The following is an 18,748-nucleotide window of genomic DNA, read 5'->3' as shown; positions in this document are numbered from 1 at the left end:
CCTACTGGGCGTCGTCCTTCTTCAGCCGCGTGATCCCGGCGATCCGGTACGCCTCGGTCTCCTCCAGCGTCTCGTTCTCCAGCAGCGCCTCGGCCAGGGCGTTCAACTGCCCGCGGTGATCCCGGAGTTTGCGGCAGGCCTCCTCGTAGCACTCGTCGACGATCCGGCGCATCTCGGCGTCGATCACGTCGAGGGTCTGCGGGGCTGCCGCGAGCCCGTACGCCTGCTGGGCGTCGCTGGGCAGGGCGGACAGCCGGCCCACGCGCTCGCTCATGCCCCAGCGGGCGACCATGGCGCGCGCGATGTTGCTGACCTGTTCGAGGTCGTTCTCCGCGCCCGTGGTGACGACCCCGTAGACCACCTGTTCCGCCGCCATGCCGCCCAGGGCGCCGATGATCCGCCCGCGCAAGTAGCCCTCCGAGTGCGCGTACCGCTCCACCTCGGGGGTCGACATCGTCACCCCGAGCGCCCGGCCGCGGGGCACGATGGTGATCTTGCGTACGGGGTCGGCGCCCGGCTGGAGCATGCCGAGGAGGGCGTGTCCGCTCTCGTGGTACGCGGTGCGCCGGCGGTCCTCCTCGGGCATCACCAGGGTGCGCTCGGCGCCCAGTTGCACCTTCTCCAGGGCCTCGGACAGGTCCGGCTGGGTCACCTGGTCCTGCTTGCGCTTGACGGCGAGGAGTGCGGCCTCGTTGGCGAGGTTGGCCAGATCCGCGCCTGTCATGCCCGGGGTGGTGCGGGCCAGCTGGGTCAGGTCCACGTCCTCGGCGAGCGGGATCTCGCGGGTGTGGATGCGCAGGATGGCCTCGCGCCCGCCGCGGTCCGGCGGCGCGACGTTGACCACCCGGTCGAAGCGGCCGGGCCGGGTCAGCGCCGGGTCCAGGATGTCGGCGCGGTTCGTTGCCGCGATGACGATCACGCCCTCGGAGCCGGAGAAGCCGTCCATCTCCGTGAGGATCTGGTTCAGCGTCTGCTCGCGCTCGTCGTGGCCGCTCACCGACGCGCCGCCGCCCCGCATCCGTCCGATGGTGTCGATCTCGTCGATGAAGATGATCGACGGTGCCACCTTGCGGGCCTCGGCGAACAGTTCCCGGACGCGGGAGGCGCCGACACCCACGATCATCTCGATGAACTCGGACGCGGAGGCGGAGAAGAACGGCACTCCGGCCTCGCCCGCCACCGCGCGCGCGAGCAGGGTCTTGCCGGTGCCGGGCGGGCCCGCCAGCAGCACGCCGCGCGGCATCTTCGCGCCCATCCTGCGGTAGGCGTCGGGGTGCTCCAGGAAGTCGACGACGTCGTCCAGCTCGCCCTTGACCTCGTCGATGCCGGCTACATCTGCGAAGGTCGTGCGCTCCTTGCCGGGCTGGAGCTCCACCGGTTTCGGCGGCGCCTTGCGGCCGAGCATGCCGCCCGCGCCGCCGAGGCCGGCGCCCATCCGCCGGGCGACGAAGATCCAGACCGCGAGCAGAAGCGCGATCGGGATCAGGGAGAAGAGCAGGTTGGACAGGACGCCGCGCTCCCGCACGACCGGCTCGGCGGTCACCGTCACATCGCGGCTGCTCAGGTCCTGCCAGAGGTCGTCGTCCGCGAAGGCGGGGCGCTGGGTCTTGAACTTGGTGTAGTCGCCGTCGCCGTCGGGGTTGTCCCGGGCGCTCTTGAGTTCGCCCTGGATCGCGTCGCCCTTGGAGTAGATCTTGGAGACGTTGCCGGCGTCGACCTGCCTGCTGAACTCCGTGTACGAGATCGTCGGCTCGTTGCCCCGGTCGAGGTAGGTCAGTCCCACGTAGGCGAGCAGGAAGACGATCACCGCGGTGAGGAGCAGGCCCCACCAGCGACCGCGCATCCGTCGACCGCGGGGGCGCCCGGGCGGCTCGTGCGGCGTGCCCTCGGTGCGCCACGGCTGGTCAGGAGCCTTGCGCGGCGGCGCGGCATTGCTCATATCTGGACGTTACGGCAGATACCGAGCCGTGGCATGCGCTGGGGGCGCCCCCCAGAGCGAGGGGCGCCCCCAGTGACGTAGGAGACGGGATGGCCGTACGGGACGACTCAGCCGTACGAGACGAACCGTCAGCCCATGAACTTCTTGAACTCGTCCGGCAGCTCGAAGTCCTGCCCGCCCTGCTGGCCCGGCAGCCCGAAGGCGCCACCCTCAGCGGCGGCGGCCCGGCGAGCGGCCTCCTCCTGCTCCTGCTGCTTGCGCTTCATCGGGTTGCCGGAGCGCTGCTTGCCCTTGGCCTTCTTCGGCTGCTTCTTCGTCCGGCCGGGACCGCCACCCATGCCCGGCATCCCCGGCATACCCGGCATGCCGCCGCCCTGCGCCATGCGGGACATCATCTTGCGGGCCTCGAAGAACCGCTCGACGAGGTTCTTGACCGCGCCGACCTCGACACCGGAACCGCGGGCGATACGGGCGCGCCGCGAGCCGTTGATGATCGTCGGCTCCTGGCGCTCGGCCGGGGTCATCGACTTGATGATCGCGGCCGTGCGGTCGACGTCCCGCTCGTCCAGGTTGTTGATCTGGTCCTTGATCTGGCCCATACCGGGGAGCATGCCGAGCAGCTTGGAGATGGAGCCCATCTTCCTGACCTGCTCCATCTGGGACAGGAAGTCGTCGAGGGTGAAGTCCTGGCCCTTCTTGGAGGCCAGCTTCTCGGCCATCTTCTGGGCTTCGGCCTGGTCGAACGTCTTCTCCGCCTGCTCGATCAGGGTGAGCAGGTCACCCATGTCGAGGATGCGGGAGGCCATCCGGTCGGGGTGGAAGGCGTCGAACTCGTCGAGCTTCTCGCCGTTCGACGCGAACATGATCGGCTTGCCGGTGATCTGCCGGATCGACAGGGCCGCACCACCGCGGGCGTCACCGTCGAGCTTGGAGAGCACCACGCCGTCGAAGCCGACGCCGTCGCGGAAGGCCTCGGCGGTGTTGACCGCGTCCTGACCGATCATCGCATCGACGACGAACAGGATCTCGTCCGGCGAGACCGCGTCCCGGATGTCGGCGGCCTGCTGCATCATCTCCTGGTCGATGCCCAGGCGGCCGGCGGTGTCCACGATCACGATGTCGTGGACCTTGGCCTTGGCGTGCTCGATGGAGTCCTTGGCGACCTTGACCGGGTCACCCACGCCGTTGCCCGGCTCGGGCGCGTAGACCGCGACGCCGGCGCGCTCGGCGACGACGCTGAGCTGGTTCACCGCGTTCGGGCGCTGGAGGTCACAGGCCACCAGCAGCGGCGAGTGGCCCTGCTCCTTCAGCCAGCGGGCGAGCTTGCCCGCGAGGGTGGTCTTACCGGCACCCTGCAGACCGGCCAGCATGATCACGGTGGGCGGCTGCTTGGCGAACCGCAGGCGGCGGGTCTCCCCGCCGAGGATCGTGACGAGCTCGTCGTTGACGATCTTCAGGACCTGCTGGGCCGGGTTCAGCGCCTTGGAGACCTCGGCGCCGAGGGCACGCTCCTTGACGTTCTTGATGAACGTACGGACGACGGGCAGCGCCACGTCCGCTTCGAGGAGGGCGATGCGGATCTCGCGCGCGGTCGCGTCGATGTCCGCCTCGGAGAGCCGTCCCTTGCCGCGCAGGTTCTTGAAAGTCGCTGAGAGGCGATCGGAAAGAGTATCGAACACGGCGCTCGCGGTCCTCGGGGTCGGTGGCGGCTGGCAATCGCCCTCCAGGGTATCCCGGCGGCACAGGTTGCCGGGATCCCCCGTTCAGCCCCGCAATGTCTCCTCCAGCTTGCGGGCCACGGAGGCCGCCTCTTCCCTGGGCAGCGGCGCCCCCTCCGGACCTGTGACGTAGAACGCGTCGACGGCGTTGGCGCCCAGCGTGCTGACATGGGCACTGCGCACCCGCACGCTCGCGTCCTCCAGCGCCCGGCCGATCCGGAACAGCAGTCCTGGGGCGTCCTGGGCCCGCACCTCGATCACCGTGGCCAGCCGGGAGGCGGCCGGGTGTACGGACACCCTCGGTGGCGGCGCCACCACGCCCCGGCGGCGCGGGTACGCCGCGTCCCGCTCGGCGAGACGGCCCGCGATGTCCAGTGAGCCGTCCAGGGCGCGTACGAGGTCGGCGCGCAGTCGGGCGGCCTGCGGCAGGGAGCCGTACTCGGCGGCGACCCGCCAGTTCAGCAGCAGGACGGAGCCCTCGACGCCGTCCGGGAGATCCAGGGCGCGCAGTTCCGCGGTGCGGACGGTCAGGCGGTGCATCGCCAGGACGCCGGCCACCGCCGGCAGCACGCCCGGCTGGTCCGGTACGGCGATGAGGAGTTCCACGCCGAGCGGCTCGGGATCGCCGGCGGGCTGCTCCTCGGTCGGCGGCTCGGTCTGGGCGCGCAGCGCCAGCACCGGGCTGCCGGTGGCGATCGCCTCCAGGGCGAGCCGCTCCTGTTCGGCGGTCGGCGCGGCGGCCTCGGGCTCCTCGGGGTCGTCCCCGGCGAGTACGGCCGCAACCCGCTTCACCAGGTCGGCGACCAGGGATCCGCGCCACGACGACCAGGCCGCCGGACCGGTGGCCAGGGCATCCGCCTCGGTCAGGGCATGCAGCAGCTCCAGCGTGCCCTGCGAGCCGACGGCCTCGGCGACCGAGCGCACGGTGGCCGGGTCCTCCAGGTCGCGCCGGGTGGCCGTGTCGACGAGAAGCAGGTGATGGCGTACGAGGGTGGAGAGCACGGTCACGTCGTCGCGGTCGAAGCCGATGCGCCCGGCCACGTCCTTGGCGATGATCTCGCCGGCCACCGAGTGGTCGCCGGGCCAGCCCTTGCCGATGTCGTGCAGCAGCGCGGCGACCAGGAGGAGGTCGGGGCGGTGGACGCGGCGGGTGAACTCGGAGGCGCGCACGGCCGTCTCGATCAGATGCCGGTCGACGGTCCAGATGTGCACGGCGTTGCGCTGCGGACGGCAGCGGACCCGCTCCCAGTCGGGCAGCAGGCGGGTGATCAGCCCCTCGGCCTCCAGCGCCTCCCAGACGTCGACGGTGGGGCTGCCGGAGCCGAGCAGGGTGACCAGCTGCTCGCGCGCCTCGGCGGGCCAGGGCGTGGGCAGCGGGCGGACGGTGGCGGCCATGCGCCGTACGGCGTGCAGGGAGAGCGGAAGTCCGGCCTGCGCGGCAGCGGCCGCTGCGCGCAGCGGGAGCACGGGGTCGCGTTCGGGGCGCGCGGCGCGGGCGAGCACCACCTCGCCGTCCTGCTCGACCACCCCCTCGGCCAGCGGGGAACGCTCGGTGGTCGGCTTCCCACCACCCAGCATGGCGCGCAGACGCGGCCGAACGGCGCGCGAACGCAGTACGCGCCCCACTTCACGCCAAGTGACATCACTCGCATACGAGATGACCCGCGCCGCCTCGTACACCTGCCGCAGCAGCGTGTCGGCGTCGAGCAGGCCCAGCTCGGCGGCGACCTGGTCCTGCTCCTGCAGTGCGAGCCGGTCGGTCGCGCGCCCGGTGGTCAGGTGCAGGGCGTCCCGCACGTCGAGCAGTCGGCGCCGGGCGTCGGCGAGGCCCTCGCGCGGGGCGTCGGCCAGCCAGGACGCGGCGACGGCGCGCAGGATGGTGGCGTCCCGCAGGCCACCGCGGGCTTCCTTGAGGTCGGGTTCCAGGAGGTACTGCAACTCGCCCTGCCGCTCGGCGCGTTCCGCGGACAGCTCCTGGAGTTCGGGCAGCCGCCGGGGGGCCTGGTTGCGCCAGTCGGCCAGGACCGCCGTCCGCAGCCCGGCCGTGAGTCCCAGGTCGCCCGCGATGTGCCGGGCGTCCAGCAGGCCCAGCTGGACCTTGAGGTCCTCGCCGGCCGTCTTGCGGGCCTCGGCGGGGGTGCGCACGGAGTGGTCGAGGGCGAGGCCGAGGTCCCAGACCGGGTACCAGATGCGGTCGGCCAGCGTGGCCACCGCCTTGCTGTCGCCGCCGTCGTGCAGCAGGAGCAGGTCCAGGTCGCTGCGCGGGGACAGCTCGCCGCGGCCGTAACCGCCGACGGCGATCAGGGAGACCCCGCGCACCCCCTCGGCACCGGCGGCGAACAGGCCGGTCAGCCAGTCGTCGGTCAGTTCCGCGAGGGCGGTACGGCGCGGCGGCCCGGACCGCGCCCCCTCGGTGAGGAGGCGCAGCCGGGCCGCCGCATAGCCGCTGGGTCCCGAGTCCTCTGCATCCTTACGAACGTCCGTACCCGTCACCCAGCGACTCCTGTTCTGTTTCCCTGCTTCAGAGCGCGTCCGGGCCGCGCTCGCCGGTGCGGACCCGTACGGCCGTCTCGACCGGGAGGGACCAGACCTTGCCGTCACCGATCTTGCCGGTGCGGGCGGCCTTGACGATGACGTCGATCAGCTGCTCGGCGTCGTCGTCCTCGGCCAGAACCTCGATGCGGATCTTCGGGACCAGGTCAACGGTGTACTCGGCACCGCGGTAGACCTCGGTGTGGCCCCGCTGACGACCGTAGCCGCTGGCCTCGGTGACCGTCAGGCCGTGGACTCCGAACGCCTGGAGGGCTTCCTTGATCTCGTCGAGCCGGTGGGGCTTGACGACTGCGGTGATGAGCTTCATGCGTCCACCTTCTTGCTCGCGGCCGCGGCGACCGGTGCCGGGCCGGCGGCGGTACGGGCGGCCCCGCCACCGGCGCCACTGAAGTCGTATGCGGTCTCGGCGTGCTCGGCCTGGTCGATGCCGGCGACCTCGTCGTCCTCGGAGACCCGCATCCCGATGGTCTTGTCGAGGATGAAGGCCAGGAGCGCGGAGACGATCAGCGAGTAGGCCAGGACCGCGAAGACACCGGCGCACTGCTTCCAGAACTGGGTCAGGCCGCCGCCGTAGAAGAGGCCCTCGACGTCGGACTGGCCCTTGCCGCTGGCGAAGAAGCCGATCAGCAGGGAGCCGACGACACCGCCGACCAGGTGGACGCCGACGACGTCGAGCGAGTCGTCGTAGCCGAGCTTGTACTTCAGGCCCACGGCCATGGCGCACAGCAGACCGGCGATGGCGCCGACGGCGATCGCGCCGAGCGGGCTGACCGCGCCACCGGCGGGCGTGATGGCGACCAGACCGGCGACCGCGCCGGAGGCGGCGCCCAGCGTGGTGAACGCGCCGTGGCGGATCTTCTCGTAGATGAGCCAGGCCAGCATGGCGGCGGCGGTGGCGACCTGCGTGTTGACGAACATCAGCGCGCCGACGCCGTCGTCGTTGCCGAGCCACGAGCCCGCGTTGAAGCCGAACCAGCCGAACCACAGCAGACCGGCGCCGAGCATGACCAGCGGGAGGCTGTGCGGGCGCATCGGGTCCTTCTTGAAGCCGACGCGCTTGCCGATGACGAGGATCACGCCGAGCGCCGCGGCACCCGCGTTGATGTGGACCGCCGTACCACCGGCGAAGTCGATCACGCCCAGTTCGAAGGCCCAGCCGCCGGCGCCCCATACCCAGTGCGCGACCGGGAAGTAGACGACCGTGGCCCACAGGGCGATGAACAGCGCCCACGCGGTGAACTTCACGCGGTCGGCCAGCGCACCGCTGATCAAGGCCGGCGTGATGATCGCGAACATCAGCTGGAAGATCAGGAAGACGAAGATCGGGATGGTGTAACCGTCCCACAACTCCGTCAGACCGATGTTGCTGAGGCCCACCCAGTCCGAGTTCCAGCCGATGAGGCTGCCGGAGTCGGTGCCGAACGCCATGGAGAAGCCGTACAGCACCCACAGGATGGTGACGATCCCCAGGCTGATGAAGCTCATCATCAGCATGTTCAGGGTGCTCTTGACGCGGACCATGCCTCCGTAGAAGAAGGCCAGGCCCGGGGTCATGAGCATCACCAGGGCGGAACAGATGAGCATGAAGCCTGTGTTGGCGGACGACAGCGTGGGTGCGTCCGCCGCAAGCGTGATGGCGGCTGATGCCATCGGCGTCTCCTCGTCGATTGGTACGGCCCCGTGCGGGCGAAGCCTGAGCGGAATGAGGGGTGGGCCGGTTATGCGCCATGAGATTGGCGCAGCGCCGTTTCGGTGGAAGCCCCTCGTTGTTTCGCCGCCGTGACGAAGGCGCCTTGCGTGTTACGCGTCGATGAACTGCCGGATCTCCGGCTGCCGGATCGTTATCGTGGCGCAACCTTCACTGAAGGCAGAAAAGGCCGGCCGCGGGCGGCCTTCCGATGACCTGGCATGGGGGAGCCGAGTCGGGCAGTTCGGGAGGGCCGGCCGCGGCCGGGGTTCTGGGGTTTCGCGGGCTTCACCCGCGGTCGTCAGACCGCCTCCGCGGTCTCCGGCAGCTCCACGGCGAGCTTGTCCGTCAGGTCCACGACCTCGGCGAGATCCCCGAAGTCGCGTACGGCTGTGTCGACCGTCTTTCGAATACGAGTGTTGACGCGCTCGGAGCGCACCTTTTTGGCGACCTGCATGGCGTGCTCGGCGTAGACCGTGCTCTGCTCGGGCTCGCGCCGCAGCAGATGCACCGTGGCCATGCCGATGAGGTTCAGCGCATACGACCGCTGATGCTCGCCGTCCTTCGCGAACAGGTCGACGGCCTGCTGCATGACAGGCTCGGCCAGGGAGGCGTACGTCGGGCTGCGGCCGGCGACATAGGCGAGGTCGCGGTAGGAGTGGGAGTTCTCGCCGTACAGCTCGGCCTCGGAGAAGAAGCGGATCCAGTCGGGGTCCGGCTCGTCCCACTCGTCGGACTCGGAGAAGGTGTCCTCGGCCATCCGGACCGCCCGCTTGCACTTGCCGGGCCGGCCCATGTTGGCGTAGGCGCGAGCCTCCATCGCATACAGCATCGACTGGGTGCGCGGGCTCGCGCAGTCCCGGCTGCCGTACTGCGCGAGGTGGATCAGCTCCAGGGCGTCGTCGGGCCGGCCTAGATGGATCATCTGGCGGCTCATGCTGGACAGGATGTACGAGCCGAGCGGCCGGTCGCCGGCCTCCTTGGCGGCGTGCAGCGCGAGGACGAAGTACTTCTGGGCGGTGGGCTGGAGCCCGACGTCGTACGACATCCAGCCGGCCAGCTCCGCCAGCTCGGCGGCGACCTTGAACAGCTTCCTGGTGGTGGCCTCGGGCTGGGGCTCCTGGAGCAGGTCGGTCACCTCGTGCAGCTGCCCCACGACCGCCTTGCGGCGCAGGCCGCCGCCGCACTGGGCGTCCCACTGCCGGAACATCACGGTGGTGGACTCCAGCAGGTCCAGCTCGGGCTTGGAGAGCCGGCCACGCGCGCGGGAGGCCGGGACGGGCCGGGACTCCTGGCGCGGGGCGGACGGCGCGGGGACCAGCCAGCGCTGCATCGGCTCGATGAGGGCCGGGCCCGCAGCCAGGGCCAGCGAGGTCCCGAGGAAGCCGCGCCGCGCCAGCATCAGGTCGCTGCGCGAGAACTCGCTGAGCAGGGCCACCGTCTGCGGACCCGTCCAGGGCAGGTCGACACCGGACACGGAGGGTGACTGGCGGGCGGCGCGCAGGCCGAGGTCCTCGACGGAGACGACGCAGCCGAACCGCTCCGAGAACAGCTCGGACAGGATCCGCGGGATCGGCTCGCGGGGGTTCTCACCGTCGAGCCAGCGGCGTACGCGCGAGGTGTCGGTCGAGATGTGGTTGGCACCCAACTGGCGCGCGCGGCGGTTCACTTGGCGGGCCAGTTCACCCTTCGACCAGCCGCTGCGCACGAACCAGGACGCGAGCAGCTCGTTCGGGCTCTTGGCAGCGTGCGCTGCGCCACCGGCGCTCGTACCGCTTCCGCTGTTGCCGCTCACTGGAACGCCCCCATCCCTTGGACCACTTGTCACCGAGTGCGCCAAGCCCTATCAGAATGCCGGTAAATACGGTCTCCCGTCCGGCAGTTGCCACCCTTCGAACGGAAAGCCGACTTGCCCCCGGCATACCCACGAGTGCATGTGCCCCGAGGTTCCGTGCACTCACAGTAATCCTACGATCACGCCTCCAGCCATGGCGATCCGGGAAACGCCACCATTCGCCACCCCTTCGAATGAACTAACGGACGCCGCCACGCGATTCACTTGACATAGGACGACCGGAAGTGGGCGGAGCGAAGCACCCTGAGGCGCGCGTCGCCGAGTCCACAACCCTGGACGCTTCCAAGCGCCGCGTGAACCGAACGGCGTCGGAGGGTAACCGGCTTCCCAGGAACACACAGGGTCACGTTCCGATTTCGCGCCGTAACCACCGGCGCGCTGGACCCGTTGGAGGGGGCATGGGCTTCACGATCGGCGGCATCCGGGAGATCCGGTCCGGCACGCGTCGACGCGGCCGCGCCTCGGAGTGCACCGCCGTCGCCGAGTTCACCGGGCTGTGGGGCTGGGACGTTGCGCCCGGCGCGCGAGCCGCCGCGGGCTCCTGCTCGTGCGGCCGCTCCGACTGCGGCGCGCCCGGCGCACACCCCCTCGACTTCGCGCCGCAGATCCCGGCCGGGGCCACGCTCGACGAGGTCGCCAAGGCGTGGTCGGAGTTCCCGGGCGCCTCGGTGATGCTGCCGGTCGGCCGGGCGTTCGACGTGATCGAGGTGGCCGAGTCGGCCGGACGCCGAGCGCTGGCCCGGCTTGAGCGGATGGGTCTCCCCCTCGGCCCGGTCACCGCCACGCCCGAGGGCCGCGCGCAGTTCCTCGTCGCCCCCGGCGCCGCCGCCGAGCTCCCCGAGCTCCTCTACCGCATGGGCTGGGACGACCCGACCCACCTCGACCTGCGCGGCCTCGGCCCCGGCACGTCCATCACGGCCCCGCCGTCCGACCGGCGCGGACTGGGGCCGGTGCGCTGGCTGCGGGCCCCGCAGCTGGACACGGCCACGAAGCCACCGGCCGCGCGACTGCTGCTCGGGACGCTGGCCTACGTGGCACATCGGTCGCGGGCGTAGCGGGTACCACCGGCCCCAGCCGTCACAGCCGTACACAGCGAAGCGCCCGTCCCCCAACTGCACCTTGGGAGGCGGGCGCTTCTTCGCTGCGAGCAGGTACGAATTTCGTAGGTCACTCTCCGATAAGCGCATCCACGAACGCCTCCGGCTCGAACGGCGCCAGGTCGTCGGCGCCCTCGCCGAGTCCGATCAGCTTCACCGGCACGCCCAGCTCGCGCTGGACCGCGATCACGATGCCGCCCTTGGCCGTGCCGTCCAGCTTGGTGAGCACGATGCCGGTGATGTCCACGACCTCGGCGAAGACACGGGCCTGGACCAGGCCGTTCTGCCCAGTCGTCGCGTCCAGCACGAGCAACACCTCGTCGAGCGGCGCGTGCTTCTCGACGACCCGCTTGACCTTGCCGAGCTCGTCCATGAGGCCGGTCTTGGTGTGCAGGCGCCCGGCGGTGTCGATGAGGACGACGTCCGACCCCATCTCCTTGCCCTCCTTCACCGCGTCGAAGGCGACGGAGGCGGGGTCGCCGCCCTCCGGCCCGCGCACGGTGTAGGCGCCGACCCGCTCGCCCCAGGTCTGCAGCTGGTCGGCGGCGGCGGCACGGAAGGTGTCGGCGGCGCCCAGCACGACGCTGCGGCCGTCGGCCACGAGGACGCGGGCGAGCTTGCCGGTGGTGGTGGTCTTGCCGGTGCCGTTGACGCCGACGACCATCACGATGCCGGGCTTGCTGGTCTCCGGCTCGGTCTTGACCACGCGGTCCATGTCGGTGCCGACCAGCTTCAGCAGCTCCTCGCGCAGCAGGCCGCGCAGCTCGACCGGCGTGCGGGTGCCGAGGACCTTCACGCGCTCGCGCAGCCCCTCGACCAGCTCCTGGGTGGGCTGCACGCCGACGTCGGCGGTGAGCAGCGTGTCCTCGATCTCCTCCCAGGTGTCCTCGTCGAGGTGCTCGCGCGACAGGAGCGTGAGCAGCCCCTTGCCGAGGGCGGTCTGGGAGCGGGAGAGCCGGGCGCGCAGTCGGATCAGGCGGCCGGCGGTGGGCTCCGGTACCTCGATCTCGATCGGCGGGGGCTCTTCGACGACGGGCGGTTCCTCGACGGCGACTCCGGTCGAGCCGTCGGGAAGATCCACCTCCTCTATGGTCCGGCGCGGTTCGTCGCGCGGCGTCTCGGCCTCGTCGCCGACGTGCGGCTCGGCCGGAGGGGCGGTGATGTCGGGGGCGGCGGGCGGCGGCGGGGGCAGCTGCTTCTTGCGCCGGCTGCCGATGATGAGCCCGCCGAGCGCGCCGAGCACGACCACGGCGATGACTACAGCAAGGATGACGATGTCCATAACGCGTCCAGTATCGGCCATGGAGCCCGGCGACACCGCTCTGGATGTCTGACACACCGTCAGCTAACGTCCGCCTTCACACCCGCCCGGTGAAGGGGGACCCCCATGCCCGTCACGGTCGTACGCTTCAACCTCGTCGAGCCCGACGCGACCCCCGCCTCACTCGCCGCCCGCTACCGGGCGGCCCTGGAGATGGCCGCGTACGCCGACGAGCACGGCATCACCACCGTGCAGACCGAGGAGCACCACGGCGCCGACAACAACTGGCTGCCGTCTCCGTTCGCCTTCGCGGCCGCGGTGTTCGGCGCGACGCGGCGCCTCGCGGTCACCGTCTCGGCGATCATCGGCCCGCTGCACGACCCGCTGCGGCTGGCCGAGGAGATCGCCGTGCTGGACCTGCTGAGCGGCGGGCGGCTGGTGACGGTCGCCGGGATCGGATACCGGCCCGAGGAGTACGCGCTGTTCGACGTGGACTGGAAGCGGCGCGGAAAGCTCCAGGACGAACTGCTGGACGCGCTGCTGAAGGCCTGGACCGGCGAGCCCTTCGAGTACCGGGGCCGTACGGTACGGATCACTCCGCGTCCGTACACCGATCCGCACCCGCTCCTGCTGGTCGGCGGCTCCTCGAAGGCCGCCGCCCGCCGGGCCGCCCGGCTCGGCCTGCCGTTCTTCCCCAGCGCGCATCTGCCGGAGCTGGAGGCGTACTACAAGGAGCGGCTCGTCGAGTACGGCACCGAGGGCTGGACCATGATGCCGGCCGCCGAGACGCCGCTGCTGCACGTGGCCGAGGATCCCGACCGGGCGTGGGCGCAGTACGGGAGGCACTTCCTGCACGAGGCACGGACGTATGCCTCCTGGCAGTCCGGCGACATCCGCTCCGCGGTGAAGTCGGGGGCCTCGACGGTGGAGGAACTGCGCGCGGAGGGCGTGTACCGGATCGTGACGCCCGAGGAGTGTGTGGCGCTGGGCCACGCCAACTACGTACTGCACCCCTTGTCCGGCGGGATGCCGGTGGAGGAGGGGTGGCGGAGCCTGCGGTTGTTCTGCGAGCGGGTGCTGCCGGGGCTCGGCGACTGATCGCGTCGCATCCGAGGCCGTCGGCGGCCCCGATCCGGCGTACGACGTTGCCCCCCTCGCACACGACACCGCCGCCCCGGCTCGGGCAGTGGCCGAGCCGGGGCGGCGGCGGGGTTACGGGGAGAGGGGCAGCGGGGATTTGGCCCTTCCCCCCGAGTTCGGGGAGCCCGGGAAGGCTCAGCCCATCTCCTCCAGCTTCTTGCCCTTGGTCTCGGGCACGAACTTGAGGATGAAGGGGATGGAGAGGAAGGCGAACACCGCGTACATGACGTAGGTGAGCGACAGGTTCCAGTCCGACAGGTCCGGGAAGGTGATCGTGATGACCCAGTTGGCGATCCACTGAGCCGAGGCGGCCACACCCAGGGCGGCGGCACGGATCTTGTTCGGGAAGACCTCGCCGAGCATGACCCAGACGACCACGCCCCAGGACATGGCGAAGAAGAGGACGAAGGCGTTGGCGGCGATCAGCGCCACGTAGCCCTGCGCGGTGGGCAGGGGGTCGTTGCCGTTCTGGAAGGAGAAGGCCCAGGCGGCCGCCGCGAGCGAGATGCCCATACCGACGGAGCCGATGAGGGCCAGCGGCTTGCGGCCGATGCGGTCGACGAAGATCATCGCGATCACGGTGCCGATGATGTTGATGATCGAGGTCTCGAACGAGTAGAAGAACGAGCTCGACGGGTCGACGCCCACCGACTGCCACAGCAGGTTCGAGTAGTAGAAGATGACGTTGATGCCGACCAGCTGCTGGAAGACGGAGAGGCCGATACCGATCCACACGATCGGCAGCAGGCCGAACCGGCCGCCCAGCAGGTCCTTGAACGTCGACTTGTGGTCGCTCTTCATGGCCTGCTCGATCTCGGTGACGCGGCCGTCCAGGTCCACGCCGCCCTCGACGTCGGCGAGCACCTTCTTCGCGTCCTCGATGCGGCCGACACTGATCAGGTAGCGCGGGGACTCGGGGATGGCGAACGACAGCAGGCCGTAGACGATGGCGGGCACGAGCATCACGCCGAGCATCCACTGCCAGGCTTCCAGGCCCGCGATCGTCCCGCGCTCCTCGCCGTCGGCCATGTTGAGGATGGCCCAGTTGACGAGCTGCGAGACGGCGATGCCGATGACGATGGCGGCCTGCTGGAAGGAGGCGAGCCTGCCTCGGTACGCGGGCGGGGCGACCTCGGCGATGTAGGCCGGGCCGATGACCGAGGCCATGCCGATGGCGATGCCGCCGAGGACGCGCCAGGCGGCGAGGTCCCACGCGGCGAACGGGAGGCCGGAGCCGACGGCGCTCACAGCGAACAGCACCGCCGCGATCTGCATGACGCGGATGCGGCCGATGCGGTCGGCTATGCGGCCGGCGATTGCGGCGCCGAGGGCGCTGCCGAGCAGGGCGCTGGCGGCGACGGTACCGGTGACACCGGAGCTGAGGTCGAACCGGGCCTGGATGCCGCCGTTGGCTCCGTTGATGACGGAACTGTCGTAGCCGAACAGGAAGCCGCCCATGGCGGCCGCCGCGGTGATGAACACGACGTGCCCGAGATGCTCGGGGTGCGCCGTCCTCGCTCCTGACGTGGATGCCTGCGCTGTGCTGGTCACGTGTACTCCTCGGGCGCCGGCAACGCTGCCGGGTGGGGGGTCAGCCGCTCCAAGTAGCGATACCTGAAGTTAAAAGCAACGTTGCAGAGACTATGCCTTCAAGTATCGAAGTCAATACCCAGGAAGCTGTGACCTTGGAGACGTGACTGGGTGAGTTGTGTTCACTTCTTGAAGTGAAGGTGAAGGCAAAGGTGACGGGTGAAGGTGATCGCGCCCGATGATCGCCGGCGACCGGCGTCAACGCAGTCGCTGGCTGATGACCTTTGACACCCCGTCACCCTGCATGGAGACGCCGTACAGCGCGTCGGCGACCTCCATCGTGCGCTTCTGGTGGGTGATCACGATCAGCTGCGAGGCCTCCTGCAGCTCCTGCATGATGCGGATCAGCCGCTGAAGGTTGGTGTCGTCGAGGGCGGCCTCGACCTCGTCCATGACGTAGAACGGGCTCGGGCGGGCCTTGAAGATCGACACCAGCATCGCCACGGCGGTGAGTGAACGCTCACCACCCGAGAGCAGTGACAGCCGCTTGACCTTCTTGCCGGGCGGACGCGCCTCGACATCGACACCCGTGGTGAGCATGTTGTCGGGATCGGTCAGGACCAACCGCCCCTCGCCACCGGGGAACAGTCGGCTGAAGACGCCCTCGAACTCCCGCGCCGTGTCCCGGTAGGCCTCGGTGAAGACCTGCTCGACGCGCTCGTCGACCTCCTTGACGACCTGCAGCAGGTCGGCGCGGGTCTTCTTCAGGTCTTCCAGTTGCTCACTGAGGAACTTGTGCCGTTCCTCCAGAGCCGCGAACTCCTCCAGGGCGAGCGGATTGACCTTGCCGAGCTGCTGGTAGGCGCGCTCGGCGGACTTGAGCCGCTTCTCCTGTTCGCCCCGGACGAAGGGCTTGGGCTGGTTGCGGGGATGCTCGGGGTCCTCGGGGAGCTGTTCGCCCTCGGCGGCCAGGGACGGCGGTACGAGCTGGTGGGGCCCGTACTCGGAGACGAGCCCGGCGGGCTCCACGCCCAGCTCCTCCAGCGCCTTGGTCTCCAGCTGCTCGATCCGCATCCGCTTCTCGGCGCCGAGGACCTCGCCGCGGTGGACGGAATCGGTCAGCTTGTCGAGCTCGGCCTTGAGGTCGCGGCCCTCGTTGCGGGCGACGGTGAGCTCCTGCTCGCGGCGGGCCTTGGCGGCCTCGGCGGCGGTGCGCTCCTCGTCGGCGCGGGCGAGCGAGACCTCGACGTGCGCGAGGAGCTGGCGGGCGCCGGAGGCGACGGCTTCCGCGACGGCCGCCTCGTGGCGCAGCCGGGCCCTGCGCTGCTCGGCACGCGCGCGTGCCTCGCGTTCGGCGCGGGCGGCACGGTCGAGGGAGTCGGCCCGTCCTGCGAGCCCCTTGACGCGCTCCTCGTGGGTACGGACCTGGAGCCGGGCCTCCATCTCGGTCTGCCGAGCGTTGGCACCGTCGGCGGCGAGACGGTCCCGTACCGATGTGTCGGGCTCCTCCTCGACCGGCATCTCCTCGGCGACGGCGAGCCGCTCGGCCAGCTCCTCGGCCTCCTGAAGGGCCTTGTCGAGCGAGTCCTGCGCCCGCGCGGCGGCGGCGACGGACCGCTCGGCCTCGCCTGCGGCACCGCGCGCCTGCCCGGCGAGCCGCCCCAGCTGCTGCGCGACCGCCGACTTCTCCCGGTCGGCCGCCCTGCGCCGCTCCCCCAGCTCCTCGACGAGCCCGGCACACTCCTTGCGCCGCTCGATCGCCGCATGCTGCGCCTCGGCCAGCTCCTCGCACCGCACGGCCAGCTCTTCCAGCTCGGCAGCGGCCTCGTCCACGGAGGCCTGCACTTCGAGGAGACTGGGCGCCCCGGCGGACCCCCCGTGCGCGAAGTGCGCCCCGAGCAGGTCGCCCTCGGCGGTTACGGCGGTGAGGTCGGGGTGGGCGTAGACGAGGTCCTCGGCGTCCTCGAGGGTGCCGACGACGACGATGCGGTGCAGGAGGCGGCGGACGGCGGGCAGCAGGTCATCGGGCCCACCGACCAGATCGGCCGCATACTGCGGCCCGTCCGGCCGCGGCTCACTGGGTACGTGGTCCAGGGCTCCGCTCAGCAGCAGCGCCGCCCGCCCCCCGTCCTGCTTGCGCAGCAACCGGATCGCCTCGGCGGCCGCGGACGGCGACGTCACCGCGATGGCGTCCGCCGCAGCTCCGAAGGCCGCCGCCAGCGGTACCTCGTAACCCGGCGTCACCGTGAGCAGTTCCGCTGCGGGGCCCAGCAGTCCCGTGAGGCGGTCCTTGGCGCCGAGGAGGGCGCCGGTGCCGTCCTTGCGGCGCAGTCCCAGGGACAGCGCCTCGTGGCGGGCCTGCGTCGCAGCGCGGCCCCGCTCCGCCGCGGTGGCCGCCTCGCGGGCTGCCGTGAGGGCGGCCTCGGCCTCGGCGAGCTGCTGCTTGGCGGCCTCGTGCTGCTCGGCGAGTTCCGCGTCGCCGGCGTCCAGGCCGTCGACCTCGGCCTTGAGCGCCTCGTACTCCTCCTGGGCGGCGAAGGCCCGCTCCTGGGCCTCGTCCCGTGCGGCGGCCAGGCGGTCGATCTCGGCCTGGGCGGAGGCCGCACGTGAACGGGCCGCGTTGACCTGCCCGTTCAGCCGGGCGAGGCCCTCGCGGCGGTCGGCGATGGCGCGGGCGACGTCCTTCAGGCGTCGTTCTTCCTGCGTGAGTTCACGCTCCAGCTCGGCGCGGTGCGCGACCGTGTCCTCCAGGGCCCGCTCGGCCGCCTCCAGGGCCGCTTCCAGCTCGGCCTCCTGCTCGCGGATGCGGGCGGCCTCGCGCTCCATGTCCTCGGGGTCACGACCCCGCCGTTCCTCCGGCGGCGCGGAGGTCGCGCTCTTCACGCGTGCGTCGGCCAGCGAGATCGTGCCGCGCACCCGCTCGGCGAGCTGGGACAGTTCGTACCACGTCTGCTGGGCCCGCTGCAGGCGCGGCGTGAGCTGCCGTACCTCGTCCTCCAGGAGCCCTTCGCGCTGGAGCGCCTTCTTCAGCTCCTGCTCGGCGGCCTCCTTGCGCTCCTTCAGCGCGGCCTCGTCGGCGACCTCGGTCTGGAGCGCCTGCCGAAGCCGAACGAGATCGTCGGCGAGGAGGCGGAGGCGGGCGTCGCGCAGATCCGCCTGGATGACGGCGGCCCGGCGCGCCACCGCAGCCTGGCGGCCCAGGGGCTTGAGCTGTCGGCGCAACTCGTCCGTCAGGTCCTGCACCCGCGCGAGGTTGGCCTGCATCGCGTCCAGCTTGCGGAGCGCCTTCTCCTTGCGCTTGCGGTGCTTGAGGACGCCGGCGGCCTCTTCGATGAAGGCGCGGCGGCCCATGGGGTCGGCGTGCAGGACGGAGTCGAGCTGGCCCTGGCCGACGATGACGTGCATCTCGCGGCCGATGCCGGAGTCGGAGAGCAGTTCCTGGATGTCGAGGAGGCGACACGTGTCGCCGTTGATCTGGTACTCGCTGCCGCCGTTGCGGAACATGATCCGCGTGATGGTGACCTCGGCGTACTCGATGGGCAGTGCGCCGTCCGAGTTGTCGATCGTCAGCGAAACCTCGGCTCGGCCAAGTGGCGGACGGCCGGTCGTGCCGGCGAAGATGACGTCCTCCATCTTGCCGCCGCGCAGCGACTTGGCGCCCTGCTCACCCATGACCCAGCTGAGCGCGTCCACCACGTTGGACTTGCCCGAGCCGTTCGGTCCGACGACGCACGTGATGCCCGGCTCGAACCGGAGCGTGGTCGCCGAGGCGAACGACTTGAACCCACGGAGGGTCAGGGCCTTGAGGTGCACGCCGCTGGACTCTACCGTCCGCCCGTATCTCGCTCCATGAACCCGCGGTTTCACGGATGAACGTGCAGGGCACACCAGACGTTAAGAGGGTGAAAGGATGCGCGGGGCAGTAAGCCGGGGGCAAGAAAGAAGGGACGCCGAAGCGTCCCTTGCAA

At 70.9% G+C, this 18,748-nt stretch carries 11 protein-coding genes; 2 read left to right on the top strand and 9 right to left on the bottom strand.

Translation table 11 applies throughout. The features are described from left to right. Position 1: 1 nt before the first annotated feature. The 6 genes from ftsH to AB5J55_RS30270 all read right to left on the bottom strand — a co-directional run bounded on the left by ftsH (position 2) and on the right by AB5J55_RS30270 (position 9,692). Positions 2–1,939, bottom strand: a complete 1,938-nt coding sequence (gene ftsH, locus AB5J55_RS30295; RefSeq protein WP_369273664.1) for an ATP-dependent zinc metalloprotease FtsH — start codon at positions 1,937–1,939, stop codon at positions 2–4. A 128-nt stretch (positions 1,940–2,067) separates the two neighbouring features. After that, entirely contained in the window at positions 2,068–3,618 is a 1,551-nt protein-coding gene (gene ffh / locus AB5J55_RS30290) for a signal recognition particle protein (protein WP_369273663.1), read from the bottom strand. Positions 3,619–3,702: 84 nt separating this feature from the next. Then, a complete protein-coding gene (locus AB5J55_RS30285) occupies positions 3,703–6,150 on the bottom strand; it encodes a [protein-PII] uridylyltransferase (protein WP_369273662.1) in 2,448 nt (815 codons plus the stop codon). Positions 6,151–6,178: 28 nt separating this feature from the next. Beyond that, positions 6,179–6,517: a P-II family nitrogen regulator gene (locus tag AB5J55_RS30280; RefSeq protein WP_003997576.1), complete on the bottom strand. Its 339-nt coding sequence runs from the start codon at positions 6,515–6,517 to the stop codon at positions 6,179–6,181. Beyond that, positions 6,514–7,860: an ammonium transporter gene (locus AB5J55_RS30275; RefSeq protein WP_369273661.1), complete on the bottom strand. Its 1,347-nt coding sequence runs from the start codon at positions 7,858–7,860 to the stop codon at positions 6,514–6,516. The genes AB5J55_RS30280 and AB5J55_RS30275 overlap by 4 nt, the downstream gene beginning before the upstream one ends. A gap of 338 nt (positions 7,861–8,198) precedes the next feature. After that, positions 8,199–9,692, bottom strand: coding sequence for a hypothetical protein (locus AB5J55_RS30270; protein WP_369273660.1), 1,494 nt, complete (start codon positions 9,690–9,692; stop codon positions 8,199–8,201). A gap of 458 nt (positions 9,693–10,150) precedes the next feature. Here AB5J55_RS30270 and AB5J55_RS30265 point away from each other — a divergent pair, with 458 nt between their 5' ends. Next, positions 10,151–10,807, top strand: coding sequence for a bifunctional DNA primase/polymerase (locus AB5J55_RS30265; RefSeq protein WP_369273659.1), 657 nt, complete (start codon positions 10,151–10,153; stop codon positions 10,805–10,807). 112 nt (positions 10,808–10,919) lie between these two features. On the opposite strand, the gene ftsY is transcribed toward AB5J55_RS30265, so the two are convergent. Beyond that, the gene (gene ftsY, locus AB5J55_RS30260) at positions 10,920–12,131 is read right to left on the bottom strand and encodes a signal recognition particle-docking protein FtsY (protein WP_369273658.1); all 1,212 of its coding nucleotides are present in this window, start codon (positions 12,129–12,131) and stop codon (positions 10,920–10,922) included. A gap of 105 nt (positions 12,132–12,236) precedes the next feature. Between ftsY and AB5J55_RS30255 the strand changes: the two genes are divergently transcribed. Further along, positions 12,237–13,208, top strand: a complete 972-nt coding sequence (locus tag AB5J55_RS30255) for an LLM class flavin-dependent oxidoreductase (protein ID WP_369273657.1) — start codon at positions 12,237–12,239, stop codon at positions 13,206–13,208. A gap of 177 nt (positions 13,209–13,385) precedes the next feature. On the opposite strand, the gene AB5J55_RS30250 is transcribed toward AB5J55_RS30255, so the two are convergent. Both AB5J55_RS30250 and smc read right to left on the bottom strand, forming a co-directional pair. After that, the gene (locus AB5J55_RS30250; protein ID WP_369273656.1) at positions 13,386–14,801 is read right to left on the bottom strand and encodes a sugar porter family MFS transporter; all 1,416 of its coding nucleotides are present in this window, start codon (positions 14,799–14,801) and stop codon (positions 13,386–13,388) included. A 237-nt stretch (positions 14,802–15,038) separates the two neighbouring features. Further along, positions 15,039–18,593 carry a chromosome segregation protein SMC gene (gene smc, locus AB5J55_RS30245; RefSeq protein WP_369273655.1) on the bottom strand — a complete coding sequence of 1,185 codons (3,555 nt, stop codon included), beginning with the start codon at positions 18,591–18,593 and terminating at the stop codon, positions 15,039–15,041. Positions 18,594–18,748: the final 155 nt, after the last annotated feature.

The sequence above is a fragment of the Streptomyces sp. R11 genome, from assembly GCF_041051905.1.
Classification (GTDB): Bacteria; Actinomycetota; Actinomycetes; order Streptomycetales; family Streptomycetaceae; genus Streptomyces.
The sequence above is the reverse complement of the archived record's forward strand: the minus strand, read 5'-3'. Positions and strand labels throughout refer to the sequence as shown.

Bases quoted from the DNA above. Each gene is read 5' to 3' on its own strand.
- ftsH (WP_369273664.1), bottom strand. From the start codon at position 1,939: ATGAGCAATGCCGCGCCGCCGCGCAAGGCTCCTGACCAGCCGTGGCGC.
- AB5J55_RS30280 (WP_003997576.1), bottom strand. From the start codon at position 6,517: ATGAAGCTCATCACCGCAGTCGTCAAGCCCCACCGGCTCGACGAGATC.
- AB5J55_RS30275 (WP_369273661.1), bottom strand. From the start codon at position 7,860: ATGGCATCAGCCGCCATCACGCTTGCGGCGGACGCACCCACGCTGTCG.
- AB5J55_RS30265 (WP_369273659.1), top strand. From the start codon at position 10,151: ATGGGCTTCACGATCGGCGGCATCCGGGAGATCCGGTCCGGCACGCGT.
- ftsY (WP_369273658.1), bottom strand. From the start codon at position 12,131: ATGGACATCGTCATCCTTGCTGTAGTCATCGCCGTGGTCGTGCTCGGC.
- AB5J55_RS30255 (WP_369273657.1), top strand. From the start codon at position 12,237: ATGCCCGTCACGGTCGTACGCTTCAACCTCGTCGAGCCCGACGCGACC.